The organism is Mycobacterium lehmannii, from assembly GCF_001499925.1.
Classification (GTDB): Bacteria; Actinomycetota; Actinomycetes; order Mycobacteriales; family Mycobacteriaceae; genus Mycobacterium; species Mycobacterium lehmannii.
Window position 1 is genome coordinate 67,701 of the sequence record NZ_LQIR01000005.1, and the last position, 16,050, is coordinate 83,750.

Genomic DNA, 16,050 nt, shown 5'->3' on the forward strand with positions numbered 1-16,050 from the left:
ACCGTTGGGGTTGGTCTCTGATCCGGCGCATGTGGCGGCTGCGGCGGTGTTGCGTGAGCAGTACCGCACCCGGCCCACGGCCGGCCGCCACCTCGAGGTCGATGTTGAGGTGGACGACCTGAGCGCCTATGACACGGTCTTCGGGACCGGGGAGGTGGCCTGATGCCCACCACCAAACGCACGGCGCCGGCTCCTGGTGAGGCGGACAAGCTGATCGCCCACCAGGCCCGGCTGTTGAAGGCGCCGCGGATCGCGGCGCACTACCAGCGGCTCGCCGAGCAGGGCCGGGCCGCGAACTGGTCGTTGGAGGACTACCTCGGGGCGGTGTTGGCCGTGGAGTCCAATGCCCGCGCTGAATCTGGTGCCCGCCAACGCGTCCGATATGCAGGATTCCCGGCAATCAAGACGATCACCGATTTCGACTTCACCGCTCAACCAGCAGTCGACCGCGCTCAGATCGCGGGCTTAGAGGCCGGGGGCTGGCTGGCTGAAGCCCGCAACATCGTGCTGCTCGGGCCTCCAGGCACCGGCAAGACCCATCTGGCGACCGCGCTGGCGATCGCTGCCGCCCACGCCGGGCACCGGGTCGCATTGCCCGGCCACTGGCTGGATCACCCGGCTGGCAGAAGCGCATCGCACCAACCGCCTCGATGCCGAACTGCGCAAGATATCCCGCTACGGGCTGATCGTCATCGACGAAGTCGGATACATCCCGTTCGACACCGAAGCGGCCAACCTGTTCTTCCAACTGGTCTCCACCCGCTACGAGAAATCCTCGATCGTCCTGACCTCTAACCTGCCGTTCTCCAGGTGGGGGCAGGTTTTCGGAGAAGCCACGAATCGCCTCAGCCATGATCGACCGGATCGTGCACCACGCCGACGTCATCGCTCTCAAAGGCGCCAGCTACCGCATCAAACACACCGCGAATCGACACACTGCCCTCCGTCGAAGCCGACCGTGAGGCAGACTCAACCCCGTAAACCTGCTCACTTTTCAACCGCAGCAGGCTGCTCAGGATTCAACCGGAGCTGACATTTGCCTGCGGTCAAACTCCCGGCTTCCTGGTTGCTCGCCTATCAGAAGAATGTGCGGGGGTGTGGTTCTCCAGCCCGCTCGCCCTCATCGATCCGCCCTATCACCTTGGCGTTAGTCTTCCCGAGGCGACTCGCGCTTGCCACGTGTCCAGTACAAACTCTGCGACAGTCACTGTTGCGTTCAGCGCCAATCGCGCGTGCCTCGTCAGCGCCACGCTGCGTTTCGACTGCCCGTGGCCTATTCCTAGCTCGTTGCGCAACTCGGCCAACGACTGAATTGTAGTGACCAAAGTCCGCAAGATCTGCTGCGCAGACTCGCTACCCTTCGCGCTCTCAGGAACCGAATCCGCTTTCAGCTCAAGCAGATCGGCAACGTGCCGGTAGAGCTGAGGGATGTCTTCCCGCTGCCCGTACGCCACGCCTGAGCGATCAAGAATGATCCTGAAGAGGCTCTCTACCAAATTCTTCGACGACGAAATCGCCGCGGCCGGATCCGAGGCCAGGCTGTCACGAATGCGGACAAGATGCTCTTCGAGCACCTCCGGATCGGTCAGAAGCTCACGTTCACGGAGCCGAAGTTCAGGGGTTGTGCCATGAAACGACTCCCGGCGACGCCATCCGTAGACGGCATGGCCACTGATCCAGTCAGCCGGGTAGAGCTCGTAGCCGTCCCGCGCCAGTGCTTCGTTGAATGACTTGAGGAGTTCGGCAGCTTCCTCTTCATCAGGTCTGACGACCGGGTGCAGCGTCTCCGCGAGGAATCGCAGGACGAGTTCATCATCGCCGTATTGCAACCCGAAGCGGCTGTCGGTGAATATCCAGTCGTCCGGCCAGTCTTGAGGGTTGTTGACGCGATGCTGCCAAATGTCACCGGCGGCGGACTTATATCTCGAATCCGTGCTTGGCATCGAATCCAAGTCATAGATTCGCGCCAAGAAGTCCGGTTCTTCCAACCTTCCCTCCCACAACACCTTCGACAGGCTGATGGTGTCGAAGACCTTGCGGCGCGTGACATGGGTGATGAGCTTCTTCGCCACGCCCCTACAACCCCTTTGAAGCCTCGGCCCGACCCTGGTCGATCAGGCGCGCTTCACCGATTATGGGGATCTGCGCGACAACACCCCGGATTTGATAGGAAGTCGCACCCCGGCCGCGCACACCCACCAAACGCAAAGGTCACGAACCATTTCTGGTTCGTGACCTCATGCGTCGCAGTTCGTAGAACCGCTCTTGCTTGTGGGCGAAGGGGGACTTGAACCCCCACGTCCCGAAGGACACTGGCACCTGAAGCCAGCGCGTCTGCCATTCCGCCACTCGCCCCAACGACCGGGGGAGCCTATCACGCACAACACCCGGCTCCCCAACCGTACCGGCTGGCCCCCTGGTACGTTCGGTCGATCGTGATCGAGGGCGCTGAACTGCGGTGATTCGATTCTCAGAGTTCTGTTGGTCCCGCTGTCCAGCGCTCGGCCGATACCATGCACATGAACAATGTGGCCAGGCGACACGCTGGCTCCCGTCGCGGTGAGCAGGGCCGACGGACGACAACCGAGTGAGGCGGGCGGTGACATGGGTCTAGTCGACCGCTTCGAGCGCAAGCTCGAGTCAACGGTCGGCGATGCCTTCGCCCGGGTGTTCGGCGGTTCGATCGTCCCGCAGGAGGTCGAGGCGATGCTTCGGCGGGAGGCCGACACCGGCGGACGCGAAGTGCTCGGCGGTCAGGTTTTGGCACCAAACGACTACGTCATTACCCTCAGTGTGCCTGACTATCAGAAGGTGAGCGCCGACCCAGACCTCACGTCAGCGACTTTTGCCAAGCACTTGGAGGGATACATCCGTGAGCAGGGGTGGCAAACGTATGGTGATGTGGTCGTCAGGTTCGAACAATCACCCACCCTGCACACCGGACAGTTTCGCGCGCGTGGAGCGGTCAATCCCGACACGACCACTGGCGAACCCGCACCACCACACCATGTACGTGCGTCCAGCGCAGAATCAGGAGTACCACCGATGAGCGACAACCCGACCTACCGCGGCGGCCAGGGGCCGGGGAGGCCCGCCGACGAGTACTACGACCGTCCGCAAGACCGTCCGCAAGACCGTCCCCAAGACGATCGCTACGGCCGCCCGGACGACCGTGGCCCCTATCCCCCGCCCGAGCAGGGCGGCTACCCGCCGCAGGGCGATCCCTACGCCCCGCGCCAGGGCGGCTACCCCGACCAGGGCGGCTACCCCGACCAGGGCGGCTACCCGGACCAAGGTGGCTACCCCGACCAGGGCGGCTACCCCGACCAGGGCTACCCGCCGCCGTCATACGAGCAGCGCCCGCCCGCCGGTTACGGCCCGCCGCCGCAGGGCGGCTACCCGGACCAGGGTTACCGCCAGGCCCCGGGTGGCTACGGTCCCCCGCAGGGCGGCCAGCCCGGCTACGGCGCACCCGGGCCCGACTACGACTACGGGCGTCCCCCGGCTCCCGGCCGCCACGAGGAGGGCGGCTACGGCCGTCCCGCCTATCCGGATCAGGGCGGCTACCCGGACCAGGGTGGCTATCCCGACCACGGCGGCTACGGCGGACAGCCGTACGGGCGGCAGGACCAGGGCTACGGCGCTCCGCCGGACTACGGCCGCTACGGCGACGCCCCCGCAGGCGGCTACGCCGAACCGGGCTACTCCGAGCCCGCAGGCGGCGGCTACGACTACGGTCAGCCGGCCGGCTACGGCGGCTACGGCCAGGCCGACTACGGCACGGGTGCCGCGACCGTCACGCTGCAGCTCGACGACGGCAGTGGTCGCACCTATCAGCTGCGCGAGGGCACCAACGTGATCGGCCGTGGCCAGGACGCACAGTTCCGGCTGCCCGACACCGGAGTGTCCCGGCGGCATCTGGAGATCCGTTGGGACGGTCAGGTCGCGCTGTTGTCCGACCTGAACTCCACCAACGGGACCACCGTCAACAACGCGCCCGTCCAGGAGTGGCAGCTCGCGGACGGCGACGTGATCCGGCTGGGCCACTCCGAGATCATCGTCCGCGTGCACTGAGCGCCCGCCGGGGCGGAGAAGCTGTCGCTTCCCCCTCATGTCGGTAACCGTCCAAGTATCGTGACGGTGCCGAGGCTGGCTGCGGTGCCGAGGCGGCTGAACGGGATGGAGACGGAGAGGACGTCAGATGCAGGGGTTGGTACTGCAACTGACGCGCGTCGGATTCCTGTTGCTGCTATGGCTGTTCATCTGGTCGGTGCTGCGAATCCTGCGGACGGATCTCTACGCCCCCACCGGCGCCGTCATGGTGCGGCGCGGGCTGCCGCTGCGCGCCTCGCTGCTACCCAACCGTGCCCGCCGTAACGTGGCCCGTCATCTGGTTGTCATCGAGGGTGCGCTGGCCGGCACCCGCATCACTCTCGGCAGTCAGCCGGTCCTGATCGGGCGGGCCGACGACTCGACGTTGGTCCTGACCGACGACTACGCCTCGACGCGCCACGCGAGGCTGTCGCCTCGAGGTTCGGAATGGTACGTCGAGGACCTAGGATCGACCAACGGCACATACCTCGACAGGGCGAAGGTGACGACGGCGGTACGCGTTCCGATAGGCACGCCGGTTCGGATCGGCAAGACGGTAATCGAGCTGCGCCCGTGACCCTGGTGCTTCGATATGCCGCGCGCAGCGACCGCGGCCTGGTTCGGGCGAACAACGAGGATTCGGTGTACGCCGGCGCCCGCCTGCTGGCGCTGGCCGACGGTATGGGTGGGCACGCCGCCGGCGAAGTGGCCTCTCAGCTGGTGATCGCCGCCCTGGCCCACCTCGACGATGACGAACCCGGCGGCGACCTGCTGAGCAAGCTCGACGCCGCGGTGCGCGAGGGCAACTCCGCGATCGCCGCGCACGTGGAGGCCGACCCCGAACTCGAGGGCATGGGCACCACGTTGACCGCAATCCTGTTCGCGGGCAACCGGCTTGGCTTGGTGCACATCGGTGACTCGCGCGGCTACATGCTGCGCGACGGGGAGCTCACCCAGATCACCAAAGACGACACGTTCGTCCAGACGCTCGTCGACGAGGGCCGCATCACCGCCGAGGAGGCGCACAGCCATCCGCAGCGGTCGTTGATCATGCGCGCGCTGACCGGCCACGAGGTCGAGCCCACGCTCATCATGCGGGAGGCGCGCGCAGGCGACCGCTATCTGCTGTGCTCCGACGGCCTGTCTGACCCGGTCAGCCACGAGACCATCCTCGAAGCACTGCAGATCTCCGATGTCGCCGAAAGTGCCGACCGGCTCATCGAATTGGCGCTGCGCGGCGGCGGTCCCGACAACGTCACCGTCGTGGTGGCCGATGTCATCGACAACAACGCCTACGACTACGGGCAGACCCAGCCGATCATCGCCGGTGCGGTATCGGGTGATGATGACCAACCACCACCCAACACCGCGGCCGGTCGCGCGTCGGCGTTCAACCCGCGACGCAACGAAGCCAAGCGCGCGCTACCGGAACCGGAGGAACCGCCGCGACCGCCCAAGTCGCGGCGGCGAATGTTCATCGCCGCCGCCCTCGTGGTACTGGTCGTTCTGGCCGGACTGGCCGTCGGTCGCGAGATCATCCGCAGCAACTTCTACGTCACCGCCCATGACGACGTCGTCTCGATCATGCGAGGTGTGCCCGGATCGATCCTCGGCTATCCGCTGCAGGAGCCGTACCGAAAGGGCTGCCTGACCGAACGCAACGGGCTGACCCTCATCAGTCCCGGCCAGGAACCGCGCGACTGTCAGCCATTTCGGGTCAGCGACCTCAAACCGTCCGAACAGCGGCAGGTCATCTCCGGTCTGCCGACCGGGTCGGAGGATCAGGCGATCACCCAGATCAACCAGTTGGCGCGCGATTCTCTGCTGCCGATCTGCACGCCGCCGCCACCACCGGCGCCGCGCACGACTGCGCCGCACAGTCCGGGGCCGCCGAATTCACCTGGCCTGCCGAACAATCCGCCCCCTCGTGGTGAGGATGGCACGCCGGCACCCGAGACCCCCCGAACGGTGACGCCGCCGCCTCCGACACCGAAACCGCCGCCTGCGCCGGAGTCTCCGCGGGCCGAACCGGGCACACCGCCGCCGCCCGAATCTCCGGAGTCGCCGACTCCCAAACCGCCGCCACCCCCGACCGTCACCGCGCTGCCGCCTCCGCCACCCGAGCCGGGAGTCAACTGCCGGGAAGTCTCATGACGACCCAACCGCAGTCCGCCGTCTCCGTCGCGCCTCCACTTCCCAACCGGCGCAACGCCGAACTGCTCCTGCTGGGTTTCGCCACCGTCATCACCACCCTTGCGCTCCTGCTCGTCGAGGCGAACCAGGAACAGGGACTGCATTGGGATCTCGCGCGCTACACCGTCGCGTACATGGCGCTCTTCAGCGGTGCACACCTTGCGATACGACGCTTCGCCCCGTACGCCGATCCGCTCTTGCTGCCGGTCGTCGCGCTGCTGAACGGCTTGGGGCTGGTGATGATTCACCGCCTCGACCTTGCCGCGGGCGAACTGTACCAGGACGGCCTCGGCGGCACGGCGAACCAGCAGATGCTGTGGACCCTGCTCGGCGTCGTCGGGTTCTCGCTCATCGTGATCTTTCTTCGTGACCACCGCCTGCTGGCCCGCTACGGCTACGTGTGCGGGCTCAGCGGCCTGGTCCTGCTGGCCATCCCCGCCGTGCTGCCGCGCGCGTTGTCCGAACAGAACGGCGCCAAGATCTGGATCAGGTTGCCGGGCTTCTCGATTCAGCCCGCCGAGTTCTCCAAGATTCTGTTGCTGATCTTCTTCGCCGCGGTCCTGGTTTCCAAGCGCAGTGTGTTCACCAGCGCCGGAAAACACGTCCTCGGCATGGATCTGCCCCGGCCCCGTGACCTCGCGCCACTGCTGGCCGCGTGGATCGCCTCGGTCGGCGTGATGATTTTCGAGAAGGACCTCGGCACTTCGCTGCTGCTGTACGCGTCGTTTCTGGTGCTGGTCTACGCGGCGACCGACCGGCTCAGCTGGGTCGTCATCGGGCTGGCCTTGTTCGCCGCGGGAAGCGTTGTGGCATATCACCTTTTCGACCACGTGCAGGTGCGGGTGCAGACGTGGCTCGACCCGTTCGCCGATCCCGACGGCGCGGGCTACCAGATGGTGCAGTCGTTGTTCAGCTTCGCCACCGGGGGCATCTTCGGCACCGGCCTCGGCAACGGTCAGCCCGGCACGGTTCCCGCCGCGTCGACCGACTTCATCATCGCCGCGGTCGGTGAGGAACTCGGTCTGGTCGGGCTGGCCGCGGTGCTCATGCTCTACACCATCGTGATCATCCGCGGTCTGCGCACCGCGATCGCCGTGCGGGACAGCTTCGGAAAGCTTCTCGCCGCGGGCCTGGCCTCGACGCTCGCGCTGCAGCTGTTCATCGTCGTCGGCGGTGTCACCAAACTCATTCCGCTGACCGGCCTGACCACGCCGTGGCTGTCCTACGGCGGCTCGTCGCTGCTGGCCAACTACGTGCTGCTGGCAATCCTGGTGCGCATCTCGCACGCCGCGCGGCGCCCGATCATCGCCGGACCACAGACACCCACCCCGATCGCGGCGGCCAGCACCGAGGTGATCGAAAAAGTATGAACACCTCGCTGCGCCGCATCGCCGTCACGGTCATGGCCTTGATCGTGCTGTTGTTGGGCAATGCCACGCTGACGCAGGTCTTGACGGCCGACGGGTTGCGCTCGGATCCGCGCAACCAGCGGGTGCTGCTCGACGAGTACTCCCGGCAGCGCGGGCAGATCTCCGCGGGCGGCCAGCTGCTGGCGTATTCGGTGTCCACCAACGGCCGGTTCCGCTTCCTGCGGGTGTATCCCAATCCGCTGGCCTACGCCCCGGTCACCGGCTTCTACTCGCTGCAGTACTCGAGCAGCGGGCTGGAACGCGCCGAGGACTCCATCCTCAACGGCTCTGACGAGCGCCTGTTCGGCCGCAGACTCGCCGACTTCTTCACCGGCCGCGATCCGCGCGGCGGAAACGTCGACACCACGATCAAGCCGCAGGTGCAGCAGGCGGCCTGGGACGCGATGGAAGAGGGCTGCGACGGTCCGTGCAAGGGTTCGGTGGTGGCCATCGAGCCGTCGACCGGCAAGATCCTGGCGATGGTGTCGTCGCCGTCCTACGACCCGAATCTGCTGGCCACCCACGACATGGCCGCCCAGACCGAGGCGTGGCAGCGCCTGCGTGACGACGCCGAATCGCCGCTGCTGAACCGGGCGATCTCCGAGACCTACCCGCCGGGGTCGACGTTCAAGGTGATCACCACCGCGGCGGCGCTGCAGCGCGGTGCGACGGTGAACACGCAGCTCACCGCGGAACCGCGAATTCCGTTGCCGGACAGCACCGCAACGCTGGAGAACTTCGGCGGCTCGGCCTGCGGCGGCGGGCCCACCACGTCGCTGCGGGAGGCGTTCGCCCGGTCCTGCAACACCGCGTTCGTCGAACTGGGGATCGACACCGGCGCTGACGCGCTGCGTTCGACGGCGCGCGGGTTCGGGCTCGACGCACCGGCGCCGACGATCCCGCTGCAGGTGGTCGAGTCCCGCGTCGGTCCCATCCCCGACGCCGCCGCCCTGGGCATGTCGAGCATCGGGCAGAAGGACGTCGCGCTCACACCCCTGCAGAACGCCCAGATCGCCGCGGCCGTCGCCAACAAAGGAGTGGCGATGAAGCCGTACCTGGTCGATAACCTGAAGGGACCGGACCTCGCGAACATCGCCACGACGGCGCCGCAGGAGCAGCGCCGGGCGGTGTCGGAGCAGGTCGCCGATACACTTACGGACTTGATGGTCGCCGCCGAGCAGGTGACTCAGCAGAAGGGAGCCATCGCCGGCGTGCAGATCGCATCCAAGACCGGCACAGCGGAGCACGGTACCGATCCACGCAACACCCCTCCGCATGCCTGGTACATCGCCTTCGCCCCGGCCCAGGCCCCCAAGGTGGCGGTCGCGGTTCTGGTCGAGAACGGCGGTAACCGGCTGTCGGCGACCGGCGGCGCGCTGGCCGCTCCGATCGGCCGGGCCACGATCGCCGCGGCCCTGCGGGAGGGCTCATGACAGCCCGGCAGCAGGCCGTCTGCGCGGCATGTGACCAGGGGGCCGTATGACGGCTCGCGTAGGAGTGACACTGTCGGGGCGCTACCGGTTGAAGCGGTTGATTGCCACCGGCGGCATGGGACAGGTCTGGGAGGCCGTGGACTCGCGGCTGGGCCGCAGCGTCGCGGTGAAGGTGCTCAAGGCCGAGTACTCCACCGACCCCGAGTTCGTCGAACGGTTCCGCGCCGAGGCCCGCACCGTCGCCATGCTCAACCATCCCGGCATCGCCAGCGTGTACGACTACGGCGAGACCGATATGGACGGCGAGGGGCGCACCGCCTACCTGGTGATGGAGCTCGTCAACGGTGAACCGCTGAACTCGGTGCTCAAACGGACCGGCAGGTTGTCGCTGCGCCATGCGCTCGACATGCTCGAGCAGACGGGCCGGGCCCTGCAGGTCGCCCACACCGCGGGTTTGGTGCACCGCGACGTGAAGCCGGGCAACATCTTGATCACGCCGACGGGCCAGGTCAAGCTCACCGACTTCGGCATCGCCAAGGCCGTCGACGCCGCACCCGTCACGCAGACCGGCATGGTGATGGGCACCGCCCAGTACATCGCCCCCGAGCAGGCGCTGGGCCACGATGCCACCGCGGCCAGCGATGTCTACGCGCTGGGAGTCGTTGGCTACGAATCGGTTTCGGGTAAGCGGCCGTTCACCGGTGACGGTGCGCTGACGGTGGCGATGAAGCACATCAAGGAGACGCCGCCCCCGCTTCCCGCCGACCTGCCGCCCAACGTGCGTGAGCTGATCGAGATCACGCTCGTCAAGAACCCCGGCATGCGCTACCGCTCCGGTGGTGCGTTCGCCGACGCGGTGGCGGCGGTGCGCTCCGGACGGCGCCCACCGCGGCCGAACGCCGCGCCCTCCATCGGACGGGCCGCGCCCACCGCCGTGCCGTCGGCCACGCAGGCCCGCGCCGCCGCCGATATGACCGGGCGCGCCCCGGCCACCGCCGCCCGCCAGCGCTCGGCGACGGGCAGCCATCGGCCTCCCCCGCCGCGGCGGACGTTCTCCTCCGGCCAGCGCGCGCTGTTGTGGGCCGCGGGCGTGTTGGGAGCGTTGGCGATCATCATCGCGATCCTGATCGTGCTCAACGCCCAGGACCGCCAGGACCGGCAAACCCCGCCGCCGACGATCACCAACACGATCACCGAGACCACCCCCTTCGCGGCACCGGAGGCGCTTCCGGACCGGACCGTCCGCGAAAGCGATGGCGGTGGTGATGGACAATCAGGGGTAACCACACCGCAGGCGATGGCGTCACCGGCAATGCCGCTGGTATCGCCGTCAGCCCCGGCACAGGAGCCCTACCAGCGGTATTCGGCTCCAGAACAGACATTGCAATGACGACCCCGCAACACCTGTCCGACCGCTATGAGCTCGGCGAGATCCTCGGCTTCGGCGGCATGTCCGAGGTCCACCTCGCGCGCGACGTACGGCTGCACCGCGACGTCGCGATCAAGGTGCTGCGCGCCGACCTCGCCCGCGACCCGAGCTTCTATCTGAGGTTCCGTCGCGAGGCCCAGAACGCCGCGGCGCTCAACCACCCGGCCATCGTCGCGGTCTACGACACCGGCGAGGCCGAGACCCCTCAAGGCCCGCTGCCCTACATCGTCATGGAGTACGTCGACGGCGTGACGCTGCGCGACATCGTCCACAACGACGGCCCGATGGAGGCGCGGCGAGCGATCGAGGTGATCGCCGACGCCTGCCAGGCGCTGAACTTCAGCCATCAGCACGGCATCATCCACCGCGACGTCAAACCGGCCAACATCATGATCAGCAAGACCGGTGCGGTGAAGGTGATGGACTTCGGCATCGCCCGGGCACTGGCCGACGCCAACAGCGTCACCCAGACCGCAGCGGTGATCGGCACCGCGCAGTACCTCTCGCCCGAACAGGCCCGCGGCGAAAAGGTCGACGCCCGCTCCGACGTCTACTCGCTGGGCTGCGTGCTCTACGAAATCCTCACCGGGGAGCCACCTTTCATCGGTGACTCGCCCGTGGCGGTGGCCTACCAGCACGTCCGTGAGGATCCGGTACCGCCGTCGCAGCGCAATCCCGCGATCGGCCCCGAACTGGACGCGGTGGTGCTCAAGTCGTTGGCCAAAAACCCCGACAACCGGTATCAGACCGCGGCCGAGATGCGTGCCGATCTGGTCCGGGTGCATAGCGGCGAACAACCGGAAGCGCCCAAGGTGTTCACCGACGCCGAACGCAGCTCGCTGCTGTCGGCGCCGACGGGCCACGAGCGCACCGAGCCGATCGACCCGATGCCACCGGTGCCGGCCCCCGACGACTCCGACCGCGACCGTCGCGGCTCGGTCGCCCGGTGGCTGGCAGCGGTCGCGGTGCTGGCCGTCCTCACGGTCGTGGTCACCGTCGCGATCAACATGTTCGGCGGAACCACCCGCAGCGTCGAAGTGCCCGACGTCAGCGGTCAGCCGTCGGCGGACGCGATCGCCGAGCTGCAGAACCGCGGCTTCAAGACCAGGACCCAACAACGCCCGGACTCCACGGTGCCTCCCGACCACGTGATCGGCACCGACCCCAGCGCCGACTCGTCGGTCGAAGCGGGCGAGGAGATCACCATCAACGTCTCCACCGGCCCGGAGCAGCGCGAGGTCCCCGACGTCAAGAATCTGTCCTACACCCAGGCGACGGAGCGGCTGAAAGAGGCCGGCTTCGAGAAGTTCAAGTCGTCATCGTCGCCGTCGACACCCGAGCTGAAGGACAAGGTGCTGGGCACCAATCCCCCGGCCAACCAGACGTCCGCGATCACCAACGAGATCACGATCATCGTCGGTTCCGGTCCGCAGAGCCGTCCCGTGCCGAACGTCGAAAACCAGCCAGAGGCGCCGGCGCGCCAGATCCTGACCGCCGCCGGGTTCACCAACGTGGTGTCCGTCCAGGTCGACAGCCCCGAACCGTGCGGACAGGTCATCGGCACCCTGCCTGCGGCCGGCCAAGACACGGCGGTCGACGCGCCCATCCAGCTGCAGCTCTCGGCGTGCAACCAGTTCCTGATGCCCGACCTGCGGGGCATGTTCTGGACGGACGCGGAGCCACGGCTACGAGCGCTGGGCTGGACGGGCTTCCTGGACAAGGGCGCCGACGTGCAAAACAGCGGTCAGCGCACCAACGCGGTGGTGACTCAGAATCCGGCGCCGGGCAGCGGCGTCAACTTCGGGGACACGATCACGCTGAGCTTCGCGTCGTAGCCGCTTCGCGGCCGGCGGCGATGGCGCTGGTGACTTCGTCTTCCAGCTGCCGAACCAGGGACTCGGCAGGCGCGGCGCCGCAGTAGCCCAGCCAGTTCGCCAACATCCGGTGACCGCCCTCGGTCAGGATCGACTCGGGGTGGAATTGCACGCCGTGGATCGGAAGCCCGGCATGGCGCACAGCCATGATGACGCCGCCTTCCGTGCGTGCGATGACCTCGAGTTCGTCGGGCACCGTGTCGGGCAGAATCGTCAGTGAGTGGTACCTGGTGGCGGTGAACGGATTCGGAAGCCCTTGCATCACACCGGAATTCGTGTGGTGGACGACGCTGGTTTTACCGTGCAGCAGTTCGGGTGCACGGTCCACGGTGCCGCCGAACGCGACGCCGATCGCCTGATGCCCGAGGCAGACGCCCAGCAGCGGGGTACCGGCCGTGGCGCACGCCTTGACGAGCGGGATCGAGGCGCCCGCCCGCTCAGGCGTGCCTGGGCCGGGGGACAGCAGCACTCCGTCGAAATCAGCGGCGGCCTTGGCGATATCGGCATCGGTGGCCAGTCGGTCGTCGTCGTTGCGCCACACCTGAGCCTGCACTCCGAGCTGACCGAGGTATTGCACCAGGTTGAACACGAAGCTGTCGTAGTTGTCGACGACCAAGACCTGCATCAGCACAGGTTACTGGTTACGCGTTCGGCCTATCGGATCGCGCAGGTGCGACGTGCCACACCGGCGCAGGCTCCGCTCAATATCCGATCGGGCCCGCGGGCTTGGCGAACTGCATCCGCAGCGGTTCCTTGTGGCCGACCAGTTCGACCGACGCCCGCGGATCTTCCGAGTAACCCAGGCCGAACCGCACCACGTACTGGCGGTAGAGCGTGACCAGGGGAGCAGCGGCCAACGCCGCCTGCATCGCGGGCGCGTCGCCGATCGCGGTGATGACGTAGGGCGGACTGTACGTGCGCCCGTTGAGCAGCAGGGTGTTGCCGACGCATCTGGGCGCCGACGTGCCGATGATGCGCTGGTCCTGCATCTGAATGCCCTCGGCCCCCGCACTCCACAACGCGTTCAGCACAGCGTCGATGTCCTGCTGGTGCACCACGAGGTCGTCGGGGGTGGCGTCGCGGGGGAAGCGGCCCTCGGCGTCGCGTTGCGCGTCGTTGAGCGTGACGACCAGGCCTGGGCCACGCAGCGGTTCCAGGCCCGCCTCGGCGGCCAACCGCGCCGAGCGTGCGGTGATCGCGGTCAGTGCCGCATCCGCCCCCGGGCTGCCCCCATGGTGGCTGTCGACGGTCGACACCAGCGCATCGCGTTCTGCGCTGAGCCGGTCCACGGACTGCTGGGTCTCGCGGACCAGGTCGACCAGACGCGGAGCGTCGCTGCGGCGGATCTCGTCGCCGCCGGAGACACCGTGGGTGGCGGCGAGCAGCAGGCCGGCGAGCAGACACACCACCGGCACCCCGTACCGCCACGACGTCGACCGCCGACCGACCGCCTTCGGTGTCGGCTTCCGACGATGCGACCGCTGCAACTGGCTTCCCTGACTCTGGTGTGCCGGACCTACGTTAGGCTCGTAGGTACATCGTCGCACTCAAGTAGTTCGCAAGTAGTCCCGAAGGTCACCCATGCCCAAGTCCAAGGTCCGCAAGAAGAACGACTTCGCCGCCAACCCGGTGAGCCGTACGCCCGTCAAGGTCAAAGCCGGGCCGTCGAGCACCTGGTTCGTCGTGCTGTTCGTCAGCCTGATGCTGATCGGTTTGGTCTGGCTGCTGGTCTTCCAGCTGGCATCGTCGGCCATCCCGTTCCTCGCCGAGCTGGGCCCGTGGAACTACGCGATCGCCTTTGCCTTCATGATTACCGGGCTGTTGCTCACCATGCGGTGGCGCTGAGATTCTTCCCCCTCGAATGAATTCAACCTCGTCGCCTGGCGTTACCCTGCCAGCAACCGTCCGGTAATCGGATCACACTGATGTGATTCATCCCCATTGGGGATAGCACTTGTGGATAACCGCATACATCCCGGTGGAAGGGTGTGGAGAACGCGTGCAGCAAACTCAGTGGAGCCCACCCGTCGGTGGCATCGCCGCATGCGCCGTAGGCGGAATTATCTTGGCTACCGTCGCTGTGAGCCTGATCACAGACCCGCCGGGGCGTCTTCTCGGGGGCGTTGCCGGGGTGGGTTTGCTCGTGTTTGCAATCTTCTCGTGGCGCGCGCGACCCAAGCTGGCAATCAAAAATGACGTCCTCGTCAGCCGCGGGTGGTTCGGCACCAAGGTTTTGCCACACGCCGAGATCAAACTGATCCGGATCACCGAGTTCCGCCGGTTGGCCCGCAAAGTCCGGCTACTCGAGATCGACACCCACAGCGGGGACCTGATCGTGTTCACCCGTTGGGATCTGGGCACGGACCCGCTGCACGTGCTCGACGCGCTGACCCAGGCCGGCTACGCCGCCCCCGCTCCTGACTAGCAGACGTACAGGCGCGCGAGACTACGGTTTCTGACACGTACGGCGCGAAATCCGTCAGAAACCGTCGTCTCGGCGACGCGTAGGCCGGTGTTTAGATCAGGCGATCGTGATCGAATCGACGACCACCGGGTCGGTCGGACGGTCGCTGCGGTCGGTCGCGGTGGTCGCGATGGCGTCGACGACCTTCTGCGATTCCGGGTCGACGACCTCGCCGAAGATCGTGTGCTTGCGATTGAGGTGCGGGGTCTTGGTCACCGTGATGAAGAACTGCGAGCCGTTGGTGCCGGGTCCTGCGTTGGCCATGGCCAGCAGGTAGGGCCGGTCGAACTGCAACTCGGGGTGGAACTCGTCTTCGAACTTGTAGCCCGGCCCGCCGCGACCCGTACCGGTGGGGTCGCCGCCCTGGATCATGAAGCCGTCGATGATGCGATGGAAGACCACGCCGTCGTAGAAGGGTCCGGACGTGCCGCCCGATGCGTTCTCACCGCTGTAGTCCTTGGTTCCCTGCGCAAGGCCGACGAAGTTGGCCACGGTCTTGGGCGCATGGTTACCGAAGAGTGCGATCTTGATGTCGCCGCGGTTGGTGTGCAGTGTCGCGGTCGCTGTCTGAATGGGGCTCGTCACGGGATGTCAGTGTGCCACGCCGCCTTCGGCGCCCTTCCGGCACCGTTGGGTTCCGGTAAATGGCAGGCTGTTGTGGTCGCACCCCGGCCGCGAGAAAGGCACGCCCATGAGCACCAGGACCGAGATCCGGTTGACCCCCGGCCAGCGGTTGAGCCGCGGCCTGAAGTACACGGCGGTCGGGCCGGTCGATGTCACACGCGGGGCTCTGGGTCTCGGGGTCAACGGTGCACAGTCCTCGGCGGCGTGGGTGGGGGACCGGTATCGCCGGGGCCGCATCAAGGCTCAGCTGAGCGAGGACCTGGCCGCCGCGCAGCAGGCGATCGCGCAGGAGCTCGTCGCGGCGCAGGAAGCCGTTTCCCAGGTGTTGCAAGGAGCGGCCCCGGCGCGTGCGGCGAAGACCAGGCAGCGCAGGCGCCGGCTGGTGTTGGCGGCCGCCGGCGTCATCGCGGTCGCCGGGGGAGCGGTGGCGTTCTCGATCGTGCGCCGGTCGACGCAGCCGGAGCCCTCGCCGCTGCCGCCGAGTGTGGAAGTGACGCCGAAACCCTGAAGCGATCAGGGCCGGGCGGGAATC

General features: G+C 67.2%; 15 protein-coding genes, 1 tRNA gene and 1 pseudogene. 12 read left to right on the forward strand and 5 right to left on the reverse strand.

The genetic code is table 11. The features are described from left to right. Window positions 1-10 precede the first annotated feature (10 nt). Both AU192_RS25350 and istB read left to right on the forward strand, forming a co-directional pair. A complete protein-coding gene (locus AU192_RS25350) occupies window positions 11-163 on the forward strand; it encodes a hypothetical protein (RefSeq protein WP_423202669.1) in 153 nt (50 codons plus the stop codon). Next, window positions 163-981: pseudogene (gene istB / locus AU192_RS04915) on the forward strand (IS21-like element helper ATPase IstB). Before AU192_RS25350 ends, istB begins: the two are co-directional and overlap by 1 nt. 155 nt (window positions 982-1,136) lie before the next feature. Here the strand turns inward: istB and AU192_RS04920 are convergent. After that, window positions 1,137-2,072: an abortive infection family protein gene (locus tag AU192_RS04920; protein WP_064394675.1), complete on the reverse strand. Its 936-nt coding sequence runs from the start codon at window positions 2,070-2,072 to the stop codon at window positions 1,137-1,139. A gap of 200 nt (window positions 2,073-2,272) precedes the next feature. After that, window positions 2,273-2,355: transfer RNA gene (locus tag AU192_RS04925), tRNA-Leu, on the reverse strand. A 249-nt stretch (window positions 2,356-2,604) separates the two neighbouring features. Between AU192_RS04925 and AU192_RS04930 the strand changes: the two genes are divergently transcribed. The 7 genes from AU192_RS04930 (at window position 2,605) to pknB (ending at window position 12,391) form a co-directional block, all read left to right on the forward strand. Next, window positions 2,605-4,074, forward strand: coding sequence for an FhaA domain-containing protein (locus AU192_RS04930; protein WP_064394709.1), 1,470 nt, complete (start codon window positions 2,605-2,607; stop codon window positions 4,072-4,074). Window positions 4,075-4,201: 127 nt separating this feature from the next. Next, complete coding sequence (locus tag AU192_RS04935; protein ID WP_064394676.1) at window positions 4,202-4,669, forward strand: FHA domain-containing protein FhaB/FipA; 468 nt, start codon at window positions 4,202-4,204, stop codon at window positions 4,667-4,669. Continuing rightward, complete coding sequence (locus tag AU192_RS04940) at window positions 4,666-6,246, forward strand: PP2C family protein-serine/threonine phosphatase (protein ID WP_064394677.1); 1,581 nt, start codon at window positions 4,666-4,668, stop codon at window positions 6,244-6,246. Before AU192_RS04935 ends, AU192_RS04940 begins: the two co-directional genes overlap by 4 nt. Next, window positions 6,243-7,655, forward strand: a complete 1,413-nt coding sequence (locus tag AU192_RS04945; protein ID WP_064394678.1) for an FtsW/RodA/SpoVE family cell cycle protein — start codon at window positions 6,243-6,245, stop codon at window positions 7,653-7,655. The genes AU192_RS04940 and AU192_RS04945 overlap by 4 nt, the downstream gene beginning before the upstream one ends. Then, window positions 7,652-9,127: a D,D-transpeptidase PbpA gene (gene pbpA / locus AU192_RS04950; RefSeq protein ID WP_064394679.1), complete on the forward strand. Its 1,476-nt coding sequence runs from the start codon at window positions 7,652-7,654 to the stop codon at window positions 9,125-9,127. Before AU192_RS04945 ends, pbpA begins: the two co-directional genes overlap by 4 nt. Before the next feature lie 46 nt (window positions 9,128-9,173). After that, window positions 9,174-10,517 (forward strand): protein kinase domain-containing protein, encoded by a 1,344-nt coding sequence (locus tag AU192_RS04955; protein WP_064394680.1) that lies wholly within the window; start codon window positions 9,174-9,176, stop codon window positions 10,515-10,517. Continuing rightward, window positions 10,514-12,391, forward strand: a complete 1,878-nt coding sequence (gene pknB, locus AU192_RS04960; RefSeq protein ID WP_064394681.1) for a Stk1 family PASTA domain-containing Ser/Thr kinase — start codon at window positions 10,514-10,516, stop codon at window positions 12,389-12,391. Before AU192_RS04955 ends, pknB begins: the two co-directional genes overlap by 4 nt. Here pknB and AU192_RS04965 read toward each other — a convergent pair. Together AU192_RS04965 and AU192_RS04970 are read right to left on the reverse strand one after the other, a co-directional pair. Beyond that, entirely contained in the window at window positions 12,369-13,055 is a 687-nt protein-coding gene (locus AU192_RS04965; RefSeq protein WP_064394710.1) for an aminodeoxychorismate/anthranilate synthase component II, read from the reverse strand. The genes pknB and AU192_RS04965 overlap by 23 nt on opposite strands. 76 nt (window positions 13,056-13,131) lie before the next feature. Next, complete coding sequence (locus AU192_RS04970) at window positions 13,132-13,917, reverse strand: DUF881 domain-containing protein (protein WP_082693595.1); 786 nt, start codon at window positions 13,915-13,917, stop codon at window positions 13,132-13,134. A gap of 94 nt (window positions 13,918-14,011) precedes the next feature. Between AU192_RS04970 and crgA the strand changes: the two genes are divergently transcribed. Together crgA and AU192_RS04980 are read left to right on the forward strand one after the other, a co-directional pair. Next, entirely contained in the window at window positions 14,012-14,275 is a 264-nt protein-coding gene (gene crgA / locus AU192_RS04975; protein WP_064394683.1) for a cell division protein CrgA, read from the forward strand. A 154-nt stretch (window positions 14,276-14,429) separates the two neighbouring features. Next, entirely contained in the window at window positions 14,430-14,855 is a 426-nt protein-coding gene (locus AU192_RS04980; protein ID WP_064394684.1) for a PH domain-containing protein, read from the forward strand. Between the two features lie 96 nt (window positions 14,856-14,951). Here the strand turns inward: AU192_RS04980 and AU192_RS04985 are convergent, their stop codons facing one another. Further along, a complete protein-coding gene (locus AU192_RS04985; protein ID WP_064346142.1) occupies window positions 14,952-15,479 on the reverse strand; it encodes a peptidylprolyl isomerase in 528 nt (175 codons plus the stop codon). A gap of 106 nt (window positions 15,480-15,585) precedes the next feature. On the opposite strand from AU192_RS04985, the gene cwsA reads away from it, so the two are divergent. Beyond that, window positions 15,586-16,026, forward strand: a complete 441-nt coding sequence (gene cwsA, locus AU192_RS04990) for a cell wall synthesis protein CwsA (protein ID WP_064394685.1) — start codon at window positions 15,586-15,588, stop codon at window positions 16,024-16,026. Window positions 16,027-16,050 lie beyond the last annotated feature (24 nt).

Bases quoted from the DNA above. Each gene is read 5' to 3' on its own strand.
- AU192_RS04930 (WP_064394709.1), top strand. From the start codon at position 2,605: ATGGGTCTAGTCGACCGCTTCGAGCGCAAGCTCGAGTCAACGGTCGGC.
- AU192_RS04935 (WP_064394676.1), top strand. From the start codon at position 4,202: ATGCAGGGGTTGGTACTGCAACTGACGCGCGTCGGATTCCTGTTGCTG.
- AU192_RS04945 (WP_064394678.1), top strand. From the start codon at position 6,243: ATGACGACCCAACCGCAGTCCGCCGTCTCCGTCGCGCCTCCACTTCCC.
- pbpA (WP_064394679.1), top strand. From the start codon at position 7,652: ATGAACACCTCGCTGCGCCGCATCGCCGTCACGGTCATGGCCTTGATC.
- AU192_RS04955 (WP_064394680.1), top strand. From the start codon at position 9,174: ATGACGGCTCGCGTAGGAGTGACACTGTCGGGGCGCTACCGGTTGAAG.
- pknB (WP_064394681.1), top strand. From the start codon at position 10,514: ATGACGACCCCGCAACACCTGTCCGACCGCTATGAGCTCGGCGAGATC.
- AU192_RS04965 (WP_064394710.1), bottom strand. From the start codon at position 13,055: ATGCAGGTCTTGGTCGTCGACAACTACGACAGCTTCGTGTTCAACCTG.
- crgA (WP_064394683.1), top strand. From the start codon at position 14,012: ATGCCCAAGTCCAAGGTCCGCAAGAAGAACGACTTCGCCGCCAACCCG.
- cwsA (WP_064394685.1), top strand. From the start codon at position 15,586: ATGAGCACCAGGACCGAGATCCGGTTGACCCCCGGCCAGCGGTTGAGC.